19 protein-coding genes are annotated in these 18118 nt (G+C 62.1%); 9 read left to right on the top strand and 10 right to left on the bottom strand.

Translation table 11 applies throughout. The features are described from left to right. Nucleotides 1–12: 12 nt before the first annotated feature. Nucleotides 13–519 carry an OmpA family protein gene (locus LMG28727_RS06630; RefSeq protein WP_201641520.1) on the bottom strand — a complete coding sequence of 169 codons (507 nt, stop codon included), beginning with the start codon at nucleotides 517–519 and terminating at the stop codon, nucleotides 13–15. 257 nt (nucleotides 520–776) lie between these two features. Here LMG28727_RS06630 and LMG28727_RS06625 point away from each other — a divergent pair, with 257 nt between their 5' ends. After that, nucleotides 777–1481 carry a chorismate--pyruvate lyase family protein gene (locus LMG28727_RS06625; protein WP_201641519.1) on the top strand — a complete coding sequence of 235 codons (705 nt, stop codon included), beginning with the start codon at nucleotides 777–779 and terminating at the stop codon, nucleotides 1479–1481. Further along, nucleotides 1481–1957, top strand: a complete 477-nt coding sequence (locus tag LMG28727_RS06620) for a DNA-deoxyinosine glycosylase (RefSeq protein ID WP_201641518.1) — start codon at nucleotides 1481–1483, stop codon at nucleotides 1955–1957. The genes LMG28727_RS06625 and LMG28727_RS06620 overlap by 1 nt, the downstream gene beginning before the upstream one ends. A gap of 100 nt (nucleotides 1958–2057) precedes the next feature. Here the strand turns inward: LMG28727_RS06620 and LMG28727_RS06615 are convergent, their stop codons facing one another. Further along, nucleotides 2058–2993, bottom strand: coding sequence for a hypothetical protein (locus tag LMG28727_RS06615; RefSeq protein WP_236591638.1), 936 nt, complete (start codon nucleotides 2991–2993; stop codon nucleotides 2058–2060). Between the two features lie 644 nt (nucleotides 2994–3637). Here LMG28727_RS06615 and LMG28727_RS06610 point away from each other — a divergent pair. The 4 genes from LMG28727_RS06610 to LMG28727_RS06595 all read left to right on the top strand — a co-directional run bounded on the left by LMG28727_RS06610 (nucleotide 3638) and on the right by LMG28727_RS06595 (nucleotide 8067). Then, on the top strand, nucleotides 3638–4573 hold the full coding sequence (locus LMG28727_RS06610; protein ID WP_201641516.1) for a class I SAM-dependent methyltransferase: 936 nt from the start codon (nucleotides 3638–3640) through the stop codon (nucleotides 4571–4573). A 328-nt stretch (nucleotides 4574–4901) separates the two neighbouring features. Continuing rightward, complete coding sequence (locus LMG28727_RS06605; RefSeq protein WP_201641515.1) at nucleotides 4902–5141, top strand: DUF3311 domain-containing protein; 240 nt, start codon at nucleotides 4902–4904, stop codon at nucleotides 5139–5141. Further along, the gene (gene mctP / locus LMG28727_RS06600; RefSeq protein WP_201641514.1) at nucleotides 5141–6691 is read left to right on the top strand and encodes a monocarboxylate uptake permease MctP; all 1551 of its coding nucleotides are present in this window, start codon (nucleotides 5141–5143) and stop codon (nucleotides 6689–6691) included. The genes LMG28727_RS06605 and mctP overlap by 1 nt, the downstream gene beginning before the upstream one ends. A gap of 251 nt (nucleotides 6692–6942) precedes the next feature. Further along, the gene (locus LMG28727_RS06595) at nucleotides 6943–8067 is read left to right on the top strand and encodes an FUSC family protein (protein WP_201641513.1); all 1125 of its coding nucleotides are present in this window, start codon (nucleotides 6943–6945) and stop codon (nucleotides 8065–8067) included. Here the strand turns inward: LMG28727_RS06595 and LMG28727_RS06590 are convergent. From LMG28727_RS06590 to LMG28727_RS06575, 4 genes are all read right to left on the bottom strand, one after another. Next, nucleotides 8064–8495 (bottom strand): VOC family protein, encoded by a 432-nt coding sequence (locus LMG28727_RS06590; RefSeq protein ID WP_201641512.1) that lies wholly within the window; start codon nucleotides 8493–8495, stop codon nucleotides 8064–8066. The genes LMG28727_RS06595 and LMG28727_RS06590 overlap by 4 nt on opposite strands. A gap of 546 nt (nucleotides 8496–9041) precedes the next feature. Next, nucleotides 9042–9995, bottom strand: coding sequence for a transaldolase (gene tal, locus LMG28727_RS06585; protein ID WP_201641511.1), 954 nt, complete (start codon nucleotides 9993–9995; stop codon nucleotides 9042–9044). 240 nt (nucleotides 9996–10235) lie between these two features. Beyond that, nucleotides 10236–11456 carry a benzoate/H(+) symporter BenE family transporter gene (locus LMG28727_RS06580; RefSeq protein WP_201641510.1) on the bottom strand — a complete coding sequence of 407 codons (1221 nt, stop codon included), beginning with the start codon at nucleotides 11454–11456 and terminating at the stop codon, nucleotides 10236–10238. 153 nt (nucleotides 11457–11609) lie between these two features. Next, nucleotides 11610–12785: a vWA domain-containing protein gene (locus LMG28727_RS06575; protein ID WP_201641509.1), complete on the bottom strand. Its 1176-nt coding sequence runs from the start codon at nucleotides 12783–12785 to the stop codon at nucleotides 11610–11612. Between LMG28727_RS06575 and LMG28727_RS06570 the strand changes: the two genes are divergently transcribed. Then, on the top strand, nucleotides 12784–12969 hold the full coding sequence (locus LMG28727_RS06570) for a hypothetical protein (RefSeq protein ID WP_201641508.1): 186 nt from the start codon (nucleotides 12784–12786) through the stop codon (nucleotides 12967–12969). The genes LMG28727_RS06575 and LMG28727_RS06570 overlap by 2 nt on opposite strands. On the opposite strand, the gene LMG28727_RS06565 is transcribed toward LMG28727_RS06570, so the two are convergent. Further along, entirely contained in the window at nucleotides 12947–13789 is an 843-nt protein-coding gene (locus LMG28727_RS06565; RefSeq protein WP_012432267.1) for an AAA family ATPase, read from the bottom strand. The genes LMG28727_RS06570 and LMG28727_RS06565 overlap by 23 nt on opposite strands. A gap of 577 nt (nucleotides 13790–14366) precedes the next feature. Here LMG28727_RS06565 and LMG28727_RS06560 point away from each other — a divergent pair. Together LMG28727_RS06560 and LMG28727_RS06555 are read left to right on the top strand one after the other, a co-directional pair. Further along, complete coding sequence (locus LMG28727_RS06560; protein WP_201641507.1) at nucleotides 14367–14735, top strand: c-type cytochrome; 369 nt, start codon at nucleotides 14367–14369, stop codon at nucleotides 14733–14735. A 47-nt stretch (nucleotides 14736–14782) separates the two neighbouring features. Then, on the top strand, nucleotides 14783–15166 hold the full coding sequence (locus tag LMG28727_RS06555) for a c-type cytochrome (RefSeq protein WP_201641506.1): 384 nt from the start codon (nucleotides 14783–14785) through the stop codon (nucleotides 15164–15166). 311 nt (nucleotides 15167–15477) lie between these two features. On the opposite strand, the gene LMG28727_RS06550 is transcribed toward LMG28727_RS06555, so the two are convergent. From LMG28727_RS06550 to rsxB, 3 genes are all read right to left on the bottom strand, one after another. Beyond that, on the bottom strand, nucleotides 15478–15912 hold the full coding sequence (locus LMG28727_RS06550) for a DUF1841 family protein (protein ID WP_201641505.1): 435 nt from the start codon (nucleotides 15910–15912) through the stop codon (nucleotides 15478–15480). 465 nt (nucleotides 15913–16377) lie between these two features. Then, on the bottom strand, nucleotides 16378–17022 hold the full coding sequence (gene nth, locus LMG28727_RS06545; RefSeq protein WP_201641504.1) for an endonuclease III: 645 nt from the start codon (nucleotides 17020–17022) through the stop codon (nucleotides 16378–16380). A 24-nt stretch (nucleotides 17023–17046) separates the two neighbouring features. Beyond that, nucleotides 17047–18006, bottom strand: a complete 960-nt coding sequence (gene rsxB / locus LMG28727_RS06540; protein WP_201641503.1) for an electron transport complex subunit RsxB — start codon at nucleotides 18004–18006, stop codon at nucleotides 17047–17049. Nucleotides 18007–18118: the final 112 nt, after the last annotated feature.

Here is an 18118-nt window from a genome sequence, read left to right as displayed (position 1 = left end):
ACGAGCCGTGACTTACTTCTTCCCCATCAGCGTATCGATCGATTCACCGCGCACGATGATCTCCGTGCGGCGGTTCAACGCGCGTCCTTCAGGTGTGTCGTTGCTGGCAACGGGGTTGTTATAGGCGTTGCCCTTCGTGCGAATACGGTCGATCGCCACGCCGCGTGCCACCAGCGCGTAGCCCACCGAGGTCGCACGCGCTTCGGACAATTGCTGGTTGTATTCGAGTGTGCCGACATTGTCGGTGTAACCCTCGACGACGATCGGCTTCTTGCTGCGCGTGAGCAGCACCGCCGAGCGATTGATGACCGCCGTGGCGTCGCCGCGCACATTGGACTGGTTGAAGTCGAAGAGTGCGGATTCGGGCAGCTTGACCGCGACACCGTCTGTGACTGAGCTCACTTCGATGCCCACTGCATTGTTCAGCGAGGTTTCGGTGTCGCGTTTCAACGGGGTTGCGCACCCTGCCATCAGCACGACCGACAACGCACATGCCGTTACGCGCAGGACTGTTTTCATGTTTTCTCTCCTTTGATCCGATCACATGGCGCGCTCTTCGAATGCGAGCGAGCCGCCGCTTTGTCAAGCACGACGGTTTTAACGTGGGTCGGTCAGCGTGCGGAATCAGCGAGGTCCGAAAACAGCGATCGTTTGCGGTGGCATTGTTCCTCTCTTTCTGATCGAGATGTCGCGCGGAATATTCGCTGGGATGTTCGGAAAAGACGGGAGTGCGGGCAGAAAATCCACTGACTGCCGCGCCGTTATAATCCGATACCATGTCTATTCGTTTCGATGCAGCCGACGCCCAGTGGCGCGTCACTCCCTCGCCAGGCTTTAGTTCGGCCCAGAAAGACTGGCTGACCCGCGGCGGTTCACTAACCGCGCATCTGCGCGCGCTGGGTGCGGTCGCCGTGCGTGTCACGCGCGAACGTGTGGCGCTGCCTTGGGCGGATGAATCCGCCGCGCTTGGCATCGCACCGCGCGCGCCCGTGTGGGTGCGTGAAGTCGTATTGTCGGTAGATGGCGTGCCGTTCGTCGCCGCGCATAGTGTGACGCCGCGTGCGGCGAGTGTCGGCGTATGGCAGGCTACCCGGCGCTTGCGTACGCGGCCGCTCGCCGAGCTCTTATACAGCGACAGCAGCGTTGCGCGTTCGGCGCTGGTGAGTCGCAAGGTGAGCGCCCGCCATCCGCTATTTCGGTTGGCCGCGCACGAGATCGGCGGCGTGTCGCCGCACGTGTTGCTCGCGCGTCGCTCGGTGTTCGAACGGCACGGCGCACCGTTGATGGTGACCGAATGTATGTTGCCGTCGCTTTGGGCGCATTTGTCCGCATCGTGTGGAGCGCAGTGCCTGGATGAGCGTGTCGCTGCTTTAGCGTCGCATGCAGTGCATCCACGCATGCGCGAGCACGGACGGTCACTCGAGCATACGGCGTCGCGTGCGCATCCCCCGCTGCGCACATCCGACGAGCGAGGCCGCTAATGCTACGTGGCTTTCCTCCCGTCGCCGCCGCAAACACGCATACGCTGATTCTGGGCAGCTTTCCGGGCGAAGCATCGCTGGCGGCGACGCAGTATTACGCGCATCCGCGTAACCAGTTCTGGCGGCTTCTGGGCGCGGTGCTCGGCGAGGCTTCGTTGCACGAGTTGCCCTATGACGAGCGACTGAAGCGCGTGCTCGCACATGGCATCGGCATTTGGGACGTGCTCGATGCGTGTCACCGGGAAGGGAGTCTCGATTCGGCGATTCGCAATGCGCAGCCGAACGATTTCGATTCGCTACGTGAGCATGCGCCGCAGCTTGCAAAAGTCTGCTTCAACGGCAAGACTGCGGGCCGCTTTGCGCCGGTGATCGGCGCGGCGGGTTACGACACGCTGATACTGCCGTCTTCCAGTCCGGCAAACGCGATGCTTTCGTTTGAGCAGAAGCTGGTGGTGTGGCGAGCTGTCATCGAATGACGGCTCGCTAGTTCTGCCGAGGCGTTGCGAACAAAGAGGTCCGACGGTGGGCCTCTTTTCGCAAACCTGTCCTTCAATCGAAGCCTTTATCCTGCGTGCATCAGAACGTCAAAGCCGACGAGATCGACTGAACCGCCGCCTTGTTCAGGAAGATATAAAAATTCTGCGCCGTCGTGCTGCCGGACGGGAACAACGCGATTGTCGTACCGTCCTTCATCAACGCGCCCTCGAAAATCTCGCCGTTGTTTTGATAAAGAACCCGGTACTCGGGCGTCGCTGTATTCATCAACGTGTTGGCGACCCACGCGCGAATGCCGCCCGCCAGCGTGACGATCTGGCCGTCGCTCAGGTTATAGGTCTTGCCGTCGTTGGTGCTGGTAAAGGGGAAAAACGCTTCCAGTGTGGAGATTGTCGTGCTGCATGGCGTGATGTTGTTTCCCGTGGTGGCGGGCGCTACGCAATCGCCGACGAAAACTGTGTCGCCTACCGTTTGTCTCGTTACTTTTGTGTACGCTGCGCCCGCTTGCCAGTTCGCCGATTTGCTGTACAGCGATGCGCCGTTAATCGTATTCGTGATGAGGCCCACTGCGCTGTCGTCGAATAATTCCGTTGGTGAAGCCGAAATCGCGCCGGACAAAGGAACGTTCGTGTAACTGGTGCCGAGCAGTGTCTCGATGACGGTTTTGCCGTCGGTGGCGTATTGGGTTTCCTGGACGTTATCCCCGGTGTAACTCACCTGAATCTGAGCCGGAATGGCTTCAGTCACAACGGCTCCATTCACCAGATAGCGATCGGGGGTGAGCGTTGGCACGGCAAATCCCGAAGCCACTGTCGACGAACCCGACGTCAACTTTTGCGGACCGCCTATTGCCGGGCTTTGCGGCACGCTCGAATCTTGCGTGAAGAACGAACTATTGGGGCTCACGCTCAATGCGCCCGTGGACGAAGTCGTTATGACCAGCGAACCACGTAGATAATGCGCGCCGCCATTACTGGCTAGCGAGAAATTCTCATAGTTTTGTTGGACTGCGCTCAAGTTGGTCGGAGTCGTAGCCGGTGCGTTACTGCTGCCTCCGCCGCCACACGCGGTGAGCGAAAGTGCTCCCATGAATGTCACGGCCAGAGCAACGCGCGTGTGGATAGCTTGCAATTTTATTTTTGCTTCTTTCATTTTGATTATGTCCTTGTCAGACCCGTTTCTGCCGTCCCTTTATTGATTAAGCAGGGAGGTAACGTAATTTCGGGCTCATGCTAATGGAGCTAACGGAAAATTTGACATGTCAATTGAATTAAGCTTATTACAAGAAATTTCTTGTCATCTTTTCAGGAGTCTAGGGATCCTGAATAAATACTTGGATGTCGATAAATCTGCCGGACTCAGCGTATCGAGCCGTATGTTCAGACACAGCTCATGGCGCCTGCCGGTGCCACGGTTAATGGATGTCGCGTGCGTCGAGTGAATGTTGCATCGAGCGGATTGGCAAAGTGCAAGCGGAGTGCATGCTGCCGCAGCGCCGTGCGCGCAAAGAGCGCTCGCTTCCGGGCCAGGAGGAGACCAGCCACAGTCCCGCATTCAAGCCCAAACCCAAGCCCGCCGGCGCCCGGTAATCCGGACCGGCCCGCGCCAAATGCTATGCTCTCGTTCGACCAAAAATTGCGTCTCTAACGCGACATCCCCACATGACGAAATTGATCAAACGCGCTTCGGCCGAGGCGCGTGCCTTCCGTAACCGCGACGCGGACAGCGTCGGCGGAAAACAGAAAACCGCGAAAACCGTGCAACGCGCCGAACGCAACCTCAAAAGCGCGTTGCGCGACGACGACCTGCACGACGCGCCGCAAATCGAAACGCCGCGCAAGCCGCGTTTCGCCCCGGTGACGTTCTCGGAAGAGGGCGGCGTGCGTTTTCTGCATTTCGGCACGGAATGGGTGCAGGGCGCGATGCGTCTGCGCAAGCCCGATCACATCGAGCTCGAATATGCACAGCAGATGATGGCCTGGCTGCTGTTCATCGAAACGCCGAAGCGCATCGTCCAGCTTGGTTTGGGCGCAGCGGCGCTGACCAAGTTCGCATACCGTTTCCTGCCGGGCGCGAAGGTCGAGGCAGTGGAAGTGAACCCCGCCGTGGTGATCGCCGCGCACGCGATGTTCGGCCTGCCGCAGGACGACGCCCGTTTGACCGTGCACGAAACCGACGCATGGGACTTCGTCAACGACCGCGCCAATCACGGCACGATCGGTGCGCTGCAGATCGACGTCTACGATGCGACCGCGCGCGGCCCGGTGCTCGACAGCGTGGGCTTCTACCGCGCGGTGCGCGCGTGTCTGACCGACGCGGGCGTGGCGACGGTGAATCTGTTCGGCGATCATCCGAGCTTCGTGCGCAACATGAAGCGTCTGAATGAAGCGTTCGACGGCCGCGTGGTCGCGCTGCCGGAAGTGCACGACGGCAACCGCATCGCGATTGCGTTCTCGGGTCCGGCGCTCGACGTGCCGTTCAGCGCACTGCAAGCGCGCGCGAAGCTGATCGAAGCGGAACTCGGCTTGCCGGCGCGCAAGTGGATCAAGGGTCTGCAGGAATCGACGGGACAGAACGGCGAGTCGTTCACGATCTGATCGTTGGTGCTGCCGGACTGCCGTCATGGGTCGTCCGGCAGCGGCTTGGCCGCACCCGTCCGTACCCCTCGCCATACCCCTCGCCATACTCGCGCGACGCCTCCCCGGCAAACTTCCCGCGCCTCGGTTTTCCGCCTGCAACAATCAAAAAGCATTGTCAAAAACACCGTCCCGCCTCGGGTCGTCCCTGCTTGACCGCGCATTTGCGACTCCTATACTCTTTCGAAGCTTTCGGGGCGCCCGTGGCACCCGCGGGGCGGCCTTCAGTGTGGGATTCACCTCCCGTCGAACACGGGCCGACATTTCAATAATACGAAGAGGAGACGTCATGGCTCACGACGCCGACGCCAACAAGGCCAGCAAGCACTGGCTGTGGCTGCTGTTGTTGCCCTGGATCGCGATGATCTGGGTGCCGTCGTACAACCGGATCGAACCGCAACTGTTCGACTTCCCGTTCTTTTACTGGTACCAGCTTCTGTGGGTGCTGATCAGCGCGGTCATTACCGCGCTCGTGTACTTCAAGACCAAAACGCGCTCAAACAGCCGTTCGCAAGGGGGCGCACGATAATGAACGCCACCGCAACTTTTGTCTTCGTGTTGTTTTTTATCGGCGTCACGATTCTCGGTTTTGTCGCGGCCCACTGGCGGCGCGGCGACCTCGCGCATCTGGAAGAGTGGGGGCTGGGCGGACGCCGCTTCGGCACTGTCGTCACGTGGTTCCTGCTGGGCGGCGACCTGTACACCGCGTATACGTTTATCGCCGTGCCGGCGCTGGTGTTCGGTGCGGGTGCAACCGGTTTCTTCGCGCTGCCCTACACGATCCTGATCTATCCGTTCGCGTTCGTCGTGTTCCCGAAACTGTGGAGTATTGCGAAACGTCACGGCTACGTGACCTCGGCGGACTTCGTGTCGGCACGCTATGGCAGCCGCATGCTCGCTCTGGCGATCGCGCTGACCGGTATCGTCGCGACCATGCCGTATATCGCGTTGCAACTGGTCGGAATCGAAGTGGTGATCGGCGCGCTCGGCTTCGACACCACGGGCTTCGTCGGCGATCTGCCGCTGATCATCGCGTTCGCGATTCTCGCGGCATACACGTACACGTCGGGTCTGCGCGCACCGGCGATGATCGCGGTGGTCAAGGACATCCTGATCTACGTGACGATCTTCGCGGCGATCATCGTGATTCCGCCGCAACTGGGCGGCTTTGGTCATATTTTCGGTGTCGTGCCGCCCGCCAAGCTGCTGCTGAAGTCGCCGGACGTGTCCAGCCTGAACGGCTACAGCGCGTACGCGACGCTCGCGGTCGGCTCGGCGCTCGCGCTGTTCCTGTATCCGCATTCGATCACGGCGGTGCTGTCGTCGAAATCGGGTAACACGATCCGCCGCAATATGGCGATGCTGCCGGCGTACTCGCTGGTGCTCGGCCTGCTCGCGCTGCTCGGCTTCATGGCGCTCGCGTCGGGCGTGAAGGACATGCCGGAATTCGCGCCGTACTTCAAGGCGTTCGGCCCGAACTTCGCGGTGCCCGCGCTGTTCCTGCACTATTTCCCGTCGTGGTTTGTCGGTGTCGCATTTGCGGCAATCGGGATCGGCGCGCTGGTGCCGGCGGCGATCATGTCGATTGCGGCCGCGAACCTGTACACGCGTAACGTGCACAAGGAGTTCATCAACCGCAATATGACGCACGAGCAGGAGACCAATGTCGCGAAGCTGGTGTCGCTGATCGTCAAGGTCGGCGCGGTCGCGTTCATTCTCGGCCTGCCGCTTACGTACGCGATCCAGTTGCAACTGCTCGGCGGCATCTGGATCATCCAGACGCTGCCGGCCATCGTGCTTGGGCTGTTCACGCGCGTGCTCGACTATCGCGGCCTCTTGATCGGCTGGGCGGTCGGCATTGCAACCGGCACGTGGATGGCGATTTCGCTGAAGCTGGCCAGTTCGATCTTCACGATCCACCTGTTCGGCATGGCAATCCCGGGCTATGCGGCGGTGTGGTCGCTGATCGTGAACCTGGTGGTGTCGGTCGTGGTGAGCCTGCTGGTACGCGCGTTCGGCATGCAGCGCGCCGAAGACCGCACCCGTCCGGAGGATTATCTGGACGTGGTCGAGGGTTGAGCTTTATCGAGCGGATTCGCTCCGCTTCGATGGCGCTCGCGTGGCCCCGTTTGACAGGGGCACGCTGACAACACAACGCCTGCACGCGAAAGCGTGCGGGCGTTTGTACGTGTCGATTCCGAACGCCGCACACGGGTTGGCGCGGGTGTTGAACGCAACGGCGCATCGGGGCGTGTGTGGTGGCGTTTGTCTTTACCCCGCACTCCGGGCAGGATAGCGGAACCGTCCATCACCGCGTTCGTCGCGCCGCCATGGCCTCTGCCGATTCCCGCACCGTGATCCCGCGCCGCTCGGCGCTCAGCCGGATGGTCCGCGCGGTGACGTCGCCGTACTACCGATATCGACACGCGAAGGTGCTGCACAGTCTGCGCGTCGGCCTCGCGATGCTGGTCTCGATCCTGGCGACGACCGGGATCGACATTCCGCACGGCATCTGGTCGTCGGTGACGTTGCTGGTGGTGATCGGCGGCTTGCAGCACCACGGCAATATCCGCAAGAAAGCGGCGGAGCGGGCGGCGGGAACGCTGCTTGGCGCGACGATCGGGCTGCTGCTGATCGTGCAGCAGAATCTGCTCGGCTCGCTGCCGCTCACCTATGTGCTGATGGCGATTGTCGCGGCGATCTGCGCGTGGTTCGCGATCGGGTCGTCCGGCTATATCGGGTTGCTCACGGCGATCACGATGTGCATCGTCGCAGGCCATGGCGACAATCTGATCGATGTCGGCTTGTGGCGCACGCTCAACGTGCTGATCGGGATTGTGATTGCGCTGGCGTTTTCGTTCGCGTTGCCGCTGCACGCCACCTATTCGTGGCGCTACGGGCTCGCTGCGAACCTGCGCGAGTGCGCGTCGATCTACGCGCGGCTGATCGACGGCGGCAGCATCAGCGAGGAAGAGCAGGTCAAACGCTTTCTACTGATCAACCGGCGGCTGGTGCAGTTGCGCTCGCTGATGCCGTCGGTGGCGAAGGAAATCGATGTGCAGCAGTTGAAGCTGGAGGAGATCCAGCGACTGCATCGCTCGGTGTTGAGCGCGCTGGAATTGCTCGCGACGGGGCCGCTGATGCACGCCGACGCCGCCGCGCGTGCCGCGTACGCGGCGCAATGCGGTGTCGAGGTGCGCGCCGTGCGTGGCATTCTGCTGGCGATGGCGCGCGCGTTACGCTTTGGCCGCGTCACGCATTTCAGCATTCCGGCTGCGTCGCCGCTCGCGCAGCGCCACTCGGACATCGCGTTGACGCTGCCGGGCGACCTTCAGGGGCCTTATTGGCTCGGCCAGCGGCTTGCGGAGCAGGTGGACCGGCTACGCGCGCTGTTGCTCGCGACCGAGCCGAACTGGAACATCGAACGGCATTCGCGGACTTTGCTGAAGATTTAGGCCGGTGGTGAGTCCGGGCGATCGGGTTCCGAGACCATCCACATCAGTCCGAAGCGGTCGACGAGCATGCCGAAGCCCGTGCTCCAGAAGGTGGGCTGAAGCGGCATGACGACCTGGCCGCCGTCGGCGAGTGCATCGAAATATTTTTTCGCGGAGGCGGCGTCGTCGGCGGTGAGCGACAGGCTGAAGCCGCTCATCTTTTCATTCGGATTGCAATTACCGTCGGACGCCATCCAGTTGGTGGAGCCCATCTTCAGGTTCGCGTGCATGATTTTCTCAGCGAGCTCCGGGCGCGGCGGGTTGTGCGCGTCGGGCGGCGCTTCCTTGTAGCGCATCTTGACGGTCACTTCGGCACCGAGCTTCGCGCAGTAATAGTCGAGCGCTTCTTCACAACGGCCGTTGAAAAACACGTAAGGCTGAACGTACATGATCGTCTCCCGAAATTGGACCAGCGGCGCCGGTGTTTCTCGCTAAATGGCAGCGGAAAGGGCGTGCGGATGATTGTAGTCGTCTGTTGGAGTGGGGTGGATGACGTTATTGCGTAGGGTGGGGCGGGAGTTTTGAGGGGGACGAGTGTGAAGGGCAATGGCATACGGCGCGCGGCGCACAGTGCGTGCAAACTGAAAACCGCATTGGCAACTAACGGCACAAACGGCCGACGGCCGACGGCCGACGCCCAATGCCCGACGGCCAACGCCCAATGCCCAATGCCCGACGGCCAATGCCCGACGCCCAACGCCCAACGCCCAACGGCCAATGCCCAACGGCAAACGGCCAATGCCCAACGGCAATGCCCAACGGCAAACGGCCAAACGCCAAACAGCGTTAGCCACCCACGGCGCGAACGCAGCCATGCGCAAACGACAAACGGTAAACGACAAACGGCCCGGAACCATCACGTTCCGGGCCGCCTGCCTGGCACTACCAGCGCCCACCGATGCCGGCAGCGCAACTCACCATACTCGCCGTACCGCTTACCGCAGCGCTTCGATCAGCTTCTCCAGCTTCACAGCGTCCGCGGCAAACGCGCGGATACCTTCAGCCAGCTTCTCAGTCGCCATCGCTTCGTCGTTGACGAGGAAACGGAACGACGATTCATCGACCGGAACGCGCTCGATGCTCGCATCATTCGACATGTCCGGCGACAGCTTGCGCTCCACCTTCTCGGTGCTGTCCTGCAGCTTTTGCAGCAGATCCGGGCTGATGGTCAGCAGATCGCAGCCAGCCAGTTCCAGAACCTGACCCGGCGTGCGGAAGCTTGCGCCCATCACCTCGGTTTTGTAACCGAACTTCTTGTAGTACGCGTAAATGCGGCGCACCGATTTGACGCCTGGATCGTTCGCGCCGCCGTCTTTCGCTTCGTCCCACGCGCTGCCGGCGTTTTTCTTGTACCAGTCGTAAATCCGGCCGACGAATGGCGAAATCAGTTGCGCACCCGCTTCCGCGCACGCCGCAGCCTGGGCGAGCGAGAACAGCAGCGTCATGTTGCAGTGGATACCTTCTTTCTGCAGCACTTCGGCTGCGCGGATCCCTTCCCACGTGGACGCTAGCTTGATCAGCACACGTTCGCGGCCGATTCCATGGTCCTTGTACAGCGCGATCAGTTCGCGGCCCTTGGCGATCGACGCTTCGGTGTCGAACGACAGGCGTGCATCGACCTCAGTCGACACGCGACCCGGGATGATCTTGAGGATTTCGGTGCCGAACGCGATCAGCAACTGGTCGATGACTTCGCCGACCGGCTTCGACGCATGCGCCTTCACGGTTTTTTCGAGCAGCGGCTTGTAGTCGTCCTTCTGCACGGCTTTGAGGATCAGCGACGGATTGGTGGTCGCGTCCTGCGGCTTGTACTGGGCAAGCTGCTGGAAGTCGCCGGTATCGGCGACGACGGTGGTGTATTGCTTGAGTTGGTCGAGTGCGGTTGTCATGTTCGAGCCTTCAGGGCGCATCTGCGCCGTGGTTCAGGAGAAATGAGGTCGCCGCCGGACTGACCGGACGAATCAGCGACGGCGGCCGCGGGTCACGCTGCAGCGCCGCCCATGATGTTGCCGGGAAACGCTGACGGATGCTTCTATTCTATGGCGGATCGCCTGAACCGGTATTGACAGTTGGCTTTGGCGATCCGTTCAAACGGATTGTCGGCGATCGCCAGGCGGGGCGCAAACCGCTCACGCGCGACGCGCATTCAACACCAGTTGCGTCAGCACGCCCGCGACCAGACCCCAGAACGCCGAGCCGATCGACAGTAGGGTCAGCCCGGACGCCGTGACCATGAACGTCACCAACGCGGCTTCGCGCTGCTTCACGTCCTGCATTGCGTTGGCGAGACCGCTCATGATCGAGCCGAATAGCGCCAGCGCCGCGACGGATACAACCAGCGCCTTCGGCAACGCCGCGAACAACGCTGCAATGGTTGCGCCGAAAGTCCCGGCGATCAGATAGAAAATCCCGCACCAGACCGCGGCGGTGTAACGCTTGTCGTGGTTTTCGTGTGCTTCGGGGCCGGTGCAGATCGCTGCCGTGATCGCAGCAAGATTGATGCCGTGCGAGCCGAACGGCGCGAGCAGCAGTGACGCGATGCCGGTCGTCGAAATCAGCGGCGCGGACGGCGTGGTGTAGCCGTCGGCGCGCAGTACGGCGATGCCCGGCACGTTTTGCGACGCCATCGCGACGACGAACAGCGGAATGCCGATGCTCACGCAAGCCGCCAGCGAAAACGCCGGGAAAGTGAACACCGGATGCGCCAGCGCGACGTGGAACCGGCTGAAATCGAGCAGCCCGAGCAGACCGGCTGCCGCTGTGCCGACCACCAGCGTCGTCACGATCGCATAACGCGGAGCCAGCCGTTTGACGATCAGGTAAGTGAAGAACATCACGAGCACGAGCGCGGTCTGGAATTGCGCGGCGCGGAAGATCTCGATGCCGATTTCGAACAGGATCCCCGCCAGCAACGCCGACGCGATGCCGGCCGGGATTTTCTTCATCAGCGTGTCGAACCAGCCGGTCAGGCCGACAACCGTCAGCAGCACCGCGCAGACGATAAACGCGCCGATGGCCTCCGGATAAGACACGTGAGGCAGCGACGACACCAGCAGCGCCGCGCCGGGCGTCGACCACGCAATCACAATCGGAGCGCGAAACCGCAGCGACAGGCCGATCGTGCAAACCGCCATGCCAATGGAAAGCGCCCAGATCCACGACGAAATCTGTGCGTCGGTCAGATGCGCGGCCTGACCCGCCTGGAACATCAGCACGAGCGAACTGGTATAGCCGGTCATCATCGCGACAAAGCCGGCGACGATGGCGGATAGCGACGTGTCGGCGAGCGGATTGAGGCGTTTGGGTGGCGTGGCCGCCGGTGACAACTCAGGCGATGAAGATGGACTCATGCAAAGGCTTTCTTATAGTTGAGAGTAAAACCCGACCCAATACGCAATACGCAATACGCAATACGCAATACGCAATACGCAATACGCAATACGCAATACGCAATACGCAATACGCAAATACGTGACACGCGGCGGCGACGTCTGCGGCCAGCGCTATTTGCTCAGCACCCGCATCGCGGTTTCGAGACCGGCCAGCGTCAGCGGGTACATCCGCTGCCCCAGCACTTCGCGGATCGCCCCGACCGACTGCCGGTACGCCCATAACCCCTCGGGCTCGGGATTGAGCCACGCGAAATGCGGGAAATGATCCGCCAGCCGCCGCAGCCACACCGCACCGGCCTCGGCGTTGTTGTATTCCACCGAGCCGCCCGGTTGCAGTACTTCATAAGGGCTCATCGTCGCATCGCCGACGAAGATCAGCTTGTAGTCGGGCGTGAACTTGTGCAGCAGATCCCACGTCGGCATCCGCTCGGCGTGACGGCGGCGGTTATTTTTCCACAGGAAGTCGTACACGCAGTTGTGGAAATAATAAAACTCGAGGTGCTTGAACTCGGCCTTGGCCGCCGAGAACAGTTCTTCGGTGCGCTTGATGTGGTCGTCCATCGAGCCGCCCACGTCGAGCAGCATCAGCACTTTCACCTTGTTGTGCCGCTCGGGCACCATCTTCAGGTCGAGCCAGCCGGCGTTGGCGGCGGTGCTGCGGATCGTGTCGGGCAGGTCGAGTTCTTCGGCCGCGCCTTCACGGGCAAAGCGGCGCAGACGGCGCAGCGCGACCTTGATATTGCGCGTGCCGATTTCGACCTGATCGTCGTAATCGCGATACGCGCGGGCTTCCCACACCTTGACGGCGGTGCGGTTGCCGCCCGCATCGCCGCCGATCCGTACGCCTTCCGGGTTGTACCCGCCATTGCCGAACGGCGACGTGCCACCCGTGCCGATCCATTTGCTGCCGCCTTCGTGGCGCTCTTTCTGTTCGTCGAACAGTTCCTTCAGGCGCTCCATCAGCTTGTCGAGGCCGCCCATCGCCTCGATCTGCGCTTTTTCTTCCGGCGACAGATCGCGTTGGAGCTTCTTTTTCAGCCAGTCGAGCGGCACGTCGAACGCAAGTTCCGACGCCTGCGCGACGCCGTTGAAATACGCGCCGAACGCCTGATCGAACTTGTCGAAATACTGCTCGTCCTTGACCAGCGTGATGCGTGCCAGGTAGTAGAACTCATCGAGCGACGGCGCGATGACGTTGGCTTTGAGCGCTTCGAGCAGCGTCAGGTATTCCTTGACCGACACCGGCAGTTTGGCGGAGCGCAGCGAGTAGAAGAAATCGATCAGCATGCTGGGTCCCATGCAGGAGAGTTGCCGCAGCGGCGAGCGGCGAGCGGCGAGCGGCGGTGCGGCACACCGGCTGGCGGTTTGGATCGCATTGCTGCTGACTGGACTCGCCAGTCAGCGGGCAATCGTGGTCAACGTGATTCGAACCGCTGGCCAATCACTGCTCAACGGTTATTACGGTTCATGAAAATCAGCCGCTCGAACAGGCTCACATCCTGCTCGTTTTTCAGCAGCGCGCCGTGCAGCGGCGGAATGATCTGCTTCTGATCCGACGAGCGCAGCGCTTCGGGAGGAATGTCTTCGGCGAGCAGCAGTTTGAGCCAGTCGAGCAACTCCGAGGTGGACGGCTTCTTCTTCAGTCCAGCCACATTGCGCAGTTCGAAAAAGCTCTGCATGGCAGCGGCGAGCAGCTCTTTCTTGATGCCGGGGTAGTGCACCTCGACGATCTGCTGCATCGTCACCGGATCGGGAAACTTGATGTAGTGGAAGAAACAGCGGCGCAGGAACGCGTCCGGCAGTTCCTTCTCGTTGTTCGACGTGATGATCACGAGCGGGCGCTGTTTCGCGCGGATCAACTCGTGCGTCTCGTACACGTAGAACTCCATGCGGTCGAGTTCGCGCAGCAGGTCGTTCGGGAATTCGATGTCGGCTTTATCGATCTCGTCGATCAGCAGCACGGTTTGCTCGTCCGACTCGAACGCTTGCCACAGCACGCCCTTGACGATGTAGTTGCGGATATCCTTGACGCGTTCGTCGCCGAGTTGCGAATCGCGCAGACGCGACACCGCATCGTATTCGTACAGACCCTGCTGGGCCTTGGTGGTGGACTTGATATGCCATTGCAATAACGGCATGCCGAGTGCGGCGGCGACCTCTTCGGCGAGCATGGTTTTGCCCGTGCCTGGTTCGCCCTTGATCAGCAGCGGGCGCTTCAGCGTCATCGCGGCGTTGACCGCGAGCTTGAGGTCGTCGGTGGCGACGTACTGCGATGAGCCTTCGAAACGCATGGCGAGATGCTCTTTTTTGGGAAAAAACCCAGTATAAGTCAGAAGACCTGTTGGCTTGAAACCGGCTCGCGTATGGTGTGACCCGCGGTGTCGTCCGCGATGCGGCGTCCGCAGGCGGGTCTTTCCGCGGCGCATTTCGGGTGGGCGGCGGGCCGGTTGAGTGGCGCTTGCCAGGCATGCGATGTGTTCAGGAAGCCCGGTTGGGTGAGCACGCTGCCGCGTTGTTGACCTGCAGCGGGTAAACGATGTGTCAGCGATGTGTCAGCGATGCGTCGGCGCTGTACCGGCGCGCTGTATGGGCGTTGTGCGAGGCTTGCCGCAATGGGTCGGCAAGCCGGGCAGGAGCCGGTGTCGTCGGACGCCAGACCTTGCCTGGCGGGCCTTGCGAGCTGAAAAGACGGTGCTGTCGAAGCCGCTTTCGACGGGCGCGCCTGCGGCCCCGCCTGGTGGACGTTCGGCGCGACCGCGCGGTACAATTAGCCCGATTTTTTTGGCCTGCGTGGCTACCCTACAAGAAGAACGGCGCGGGCCGTTGCCATTCCGGGCGCCCGTCTCCCCTCAAGCCAGGTTACATGCTATGAAAAAATTCGTTGGCAAAAACGTCGTAATCGTTGCGCTGTCGGTATTTGGGGGCTTCGCGGCCACTGCGCAGGCGGCGGATCCAGTAGGTAACGTCAAGGCGGGCCAGAGCAAAGTCGCAATGTGTATTGGCTGTCACGGCATCCCGGAATATCGCACAGCGTACCCTGAGGTCTACCGCGTACCTATGCTGGGCGGGCAGAATCGGGCTTACCTCGAAAGCGCATTGCGCGCCTACAAGAAGGGTGACCGCCACTTCGACACCATGCATGCCATCGCCGTTACGCTGTCGGATCAGGACATTGCCGACATTGCCGCTTACTACGCAGCGCAAAATTCCTCTTCGAAAAGCAATCCCGACAAGTGATCGGCGTCGGTCACCCGGCTATAACTATTCGCGGGATAGGAGAATTCATGATTAAGCCACAACAGGCACTCCACACGGTGTTCAAGGCTGCATGCGCGTCGGCGGCAATACTGGGTCTGGTCGCAGCAAACGTTGCGTACGCTGCCGACGCCGCCAACGGCAAAGTGCTGTCCGACAGCCACAACTGCGTGGCGTGTCACGGCGTGAGACTGAACAATCCGGTCAGCCCTGAGTTTCCGAAGCTGGCTGGGCAGCATTCGGACTATATCTACTGGGCGCTGCGTCAATACCAGATGGGCAACGGCAACCCGCATCTCGGCCGTAACAACTCGATCATGCAGGCGCAGGTGCAAAATCTGTCGCCGAACGACATGAAAGATCTCGCGGCTTACATCGAATCGCTGAGCGGCGATCTGGTGCAGAAGAAATAAAGGCGTTGCGCCGCTTGCGCGTGCTGTCGGATTGAAAAACACCTCGCTTTGGCGAGGTGTTTTGTTTTGGGCGCCGGCAAGGGATTAGCGGAGGGGCGGGAGGTCACTGTCGCTGTCGCTTTCGCCTTCGCTTGCTGCGGGGTGTCTTGTGAGCCGTGGCTAGTAGGCCTCTATCGGACCGTGTTGTTGATCGGCGGCGGGGCCGCGAGCCCCGTCTGGCTTTCAGCTAAACTCAAAGGCCTACGAGTGAGTTGCGCGGCTGGGTGGCCATGCGCGCTCGAATGCTTGCTTTCCCGCACCTGCTCTCATCGTCAATCGCGCGTGGCGCGGCGCTCTATGCGTTGCAGATAAGCGTCCGTATCCGGCGGGGTGCCGGTGCGCTGTGCTTCCCAGATGGTCTCGCCGAGGCAGTCCATGATCGCGTGCTGCGCTTCGTGGGTCGAGCCGAGGCGAGCTGCGAGCCGCTCATGCGCGGCGCGAATGCCCGGCGGCTGGTCGATCGACAACTGTTCGGTGATCGCCAGGTGCATCGACAGATGCAGAAACGGGTTCGTTTGACCGCGTTCAGGCGAGTAGTCCTGCGCCTGTGCCGCGCCGCCATCGTTCAGGTCGGCATGGTATTCGGGGTGCTCGACGATCCAGTCGGCGGCAATCGCCTCCAGCGGCGTCAGAATCTCGCCTTTGCGCTGTTTGCGCCAGGTGTCGGTGAAAAAGAGGCGGACTTCGTCGCGGCTGGGATTGAACATCGTGGGACCGGTGCGTATTGGAGTGGGGCGCTTTGAATGCGCGGAGTGCGCGCGCAAACCGCTATTTTACGCCGGGGCGGCGTAGGCCGCAGACACTGAAGCCGCGAGCCGCGAGCCGCGAGCCGCGAGCCGCGAGCCGCAGCCGCAAGCCGCAGCCGCAGCCGCAGCCGCAAGCCGCAAGCCGCAAGCCGCAGCCGCAGCCGCAAGCCGCAGCCGCAAGCCGCAGCCGCAAGCCGCAGCCGCAAGCCGCAGCCGCAGCCGCAAGCCGCAAGCCGCGAGCCGCAGCCGCAAGCCGCAGCCGCAGCCGCAGCCGCAGCCGCAGCCGCAGCCGCAGCCGCAGCCGCAGCCGCAGCCGCAGCCGCAGCCGCAGCCGCAGCCGCAGCCGCAGCCGCAGCCGCAGCCACAAGCCACAAGCCACAAGCCACAAGCCGCAAGCCGAAGCCGCAACCCAACGCCGCGCCCCCCTCAAAGATCCGGCGGCGGTGTCTTCGGTCTGAATTCGCAAAGCGGCTCGATCGCGCAATGCCAGCATTCAGGGCGGCGCGCCCTGCACACATAGCGGCCGTGCAGAATCAGCCAATGGTGCGCATCCTGCTTGAACTCGGCGGGCGTGAATTTTTCCAGCGCCGCCTCGACCGCGCGGACATCCTTGCCGGGCGCGAGCCCAGTTCGATTCGCAACCCGAAAGATATGCGTATCGACGGCGATGGTTGGATGACCGAACGCCGTATTCAAAATCACGTTGGCCGTTTTCCGGCCAACCCCCGGCAGACCTTCAAGCGCCTCGCGATCCTCCGGCACCTCGCCCCCGTACTGGTCGAGCAGAATGCGGCACGTCGCGATGACATTCTTCGCCTTGGTGCGATAGAGCCCGATCGTCTTGATGTAGCCGGTCACGCCTTCTTCGCCGAGATCGAAGACCTTCTGCGGCGTGTTCGCGACCGGGAACATCTTGCGCATCGCTTTGTTGACCGACACGTCGGTGGCCTGTGCGGACAACAGCACGGCGATCAGCAATTCGAACGGTGAGGTGTACTCGAGTTCGGTGGTCGGGTGCGGGTTCAGGCTCTGAAGCGTTTCGTAGATAGCGCGGCGTTTGTTCGCGTTCATGCGGAAGCTTGAAGTGAAGGTCGATTAGCGCGGGTTGGACGGCTTGTCGGCGTCACCGTTGCCGTCGGTGGTGAGCCCGAGACGGCGGCGGCGTGCTTCTGCGGCGTCGATCTGCGCCTGCACGTCGGCGCTGACCTGATCCGTGTTCCGTGGACCCTGACCCTTGGCCGCCAACTCTTCCTTTTTCTTGCGAGCACGTTCGAGTGCGGCCTGGATGATCGCGCGTTTCTTCGCTTCGGCGTCGTCTGCCGTGGGTGAGGCGCCGGGTGCAGCGGATTCGGTGGCTTGCGTGGCGCATGAACTCAGCGCCGCCGCAGAGACACCCGCACCCGCACCCGCACCCGCACCCGCACCCGCACCCGCACCCGCACCCGCACCCGCACCCGCACCCGCACCCGCACCCGCACCCGCACCCGCACCCGCACCCGCACCCCCACCCGCTCGCCGCGCCGCAGCACGCGCTTCGGCGGCTTCGCGCTCGCGTGTCAGGCGCGCTTCGCGTCGGTTATGACGGGCACGCGCCGCGTCGGCCTGGCTTTGGCTCCACGCGTCCCAGCCGGTCGCGTCGCCTGTCACCGACGGCATCGAAATGCAGTCGACCGGGCACGGCGGCACGCACAGATCGCAGCCCGTGCAGAGTTCGGCGATCACGGTGTGCATCTGTTTCGGTGCGCCAACTATTGCGTCGACCGGACAGGCCTGCATGCACAACGTGCAGCCGATGCAAACCTGTTCGTCGATAACCGCCAAAGGACGCGGCCGTTCGACGCCATTGGCGGAATTGAGCGGAATCACCGGTTTGCCGAGCAACGCAGCGAGGCGTGCGACACCTTCGGCGCCGCCTGGAGGGCACTGGTTGTAATTGGCTTCGCCGTTTGCGACGGCCTCGGCATAAGGACGGCATGCGGGATAACCGCACTTCGTGCATTGCGTTTGGGGCAGCAGATCTTCAATGCGATCCGCGAGTATTTGTATGTCTGTCACGGTCACGACGTGGGGGTTTGGCTTGCGGCCGCACAGCTTGAATTAAATAGCACATTATCGCCGATTTCCCCAATTGCCATCCGCAATCCATGTGCCATAATCGAAGCGCTTT

The organism is Paraburkholderia metrosideri, assembly GCF_904848625.1.
GTDB lineage: Bacteria > Pseudomonadota > Gammaproteobacteria > Burkholderiales > Burkholderiaceae > Paraburkholderia > Paraburkholderia metrosideri.
This window is presented reverse-complemented; position numbering and strand designations above follow the sequence as displayed.

What these genes read in the sequence shown, in the direction of transcription:
- LMG28727_RS06630 (WP_201641520.1), bottom strand. Translation starts at nt 519, where the DNA reads ATGAAAACAGTCCTGCGCGTAACGGCATGTGCGTTGTCGGTCGTGCTG.
- LMG28727_RS06625 (WP_201641519.1), top strand. Translation starts at nt 777, where the DNA reads ATGTCTATTCGTTTCGATGCAGCCGACGCCCAGTGGCGCGTCACTCCC.
- LMG28727_RS06620 (WP_201641518.1), top strand. Translation starts at nt 1,481, where the DNA reads ATGCTACGTGGCTTTCCTCCCGTCGCCGCCGCAAACACGCATACGCTG.
- LMG28727_RS06610 (WP_201641516.1), top strand. Translation starts at nt 3,638, where the DNA reads ATGACGAAATTGATCAAACGCGCTTCGGCCGAGGCGCGTGCCTTCCGT.
- LMG28727_RS06605 (WP_201641515.1), top strand. Translation starts at nt 4,902, where the DNA reads ATGGCTCACGACGCCGACGCCAACAAGGCCAGCAAGCACTGGCTGTGG.
- mctP (WP_201641514.1), top strand. Translation starts at nt 5,141, where the DNA reads ATGAACGCCACCGCAACTTTTGTCTTCGTGTTGTTTTTTATCGGCGTC.
- LMG28727_RS06595 (WP_201641513.1), top strand. Translation starts at nt 6,943, where the DNA reads ATGGCCTCTGCCGATTCCCGCACCGTGATCCCGCGCCGCTCGGCGCTC.
- LMG28727_RS06590 (WP_201641512.1), bottom strand. Translation starts at nt 8,495, where the DNA reads ATGTACGTTCAGCCTTACGTGTTTTTCAACGGCCGTTGTGAAGAAGCG.
- tal (WP_201641511.1), bottom strand. Translation starts at nt 9,995, where the DNA reads ATGACAACCGCACTCGACCAACTCAAGCAATACACCACCGTCGTCGCC.
- LMG28727_RS06580 (WP_201641510.1), bottom strand. Translation starts at nt 11,456, where the DNA reads ATGAGTCCATCTTCATCGCCTGAGTTGTCACCGGCGGCCACGCCACCC.
- LMG28727_RS06570 (WP_201641508.1), top strand. Translation starts at nt 12,784, where the DNA reads ATGCTGGGTCCCATGCAGGAGAGTTGCCGCAGCGGCGAGCGGCGAGCG.
- LMG28727_RS06575 (WP_201641509.1), bottom strand. Translation starts at nt 12,785, where the DNA reads ATGCTGATCGATTTCTTCTACTCGCTGCGCTCCGCCAAACTGCCGGTG.
- LMG28727_RS06565 (WP_012432267.1), bottom strand. Translation starts at nt 13,789, where the DNA reads ATGCGTTTCGAAGGCTCATCGCAGTACGTCGCCACCGACGACCTCAAG.
- LMG28727_RS06560 (WP_201641507.1), top strand. Translation starts at nt 14,367, where the DNA reads ATGAAAAAATTCGTTGGCAAAAACGTCGTAATCGTTGCGCTGTCGGTA.
- LMG28727_RS06555 (WP_201641506.1), top strand. Translation starts at nt 14,783, where the DNA reads ATGATTAAGCCACAACAGGCACTCCACACGGTGTTCAAGGCTGCATGC.
- LMG28727_RS06550 (WP_201641505.1), bottom strand. Translation starts at nt 15,912, where the DNA reads ATGTTCAATCCCAGCCGCGACGAAGTCCGCCTCTTTTTCACCGACACC.
- nth (WP_201641504.1), bottom strand. Translation starts at nt 17,022, where the DNA reads ATGAACGCGAACAAACGCCGCGCTATCTACGAAACGCTTCAGAGCCTG.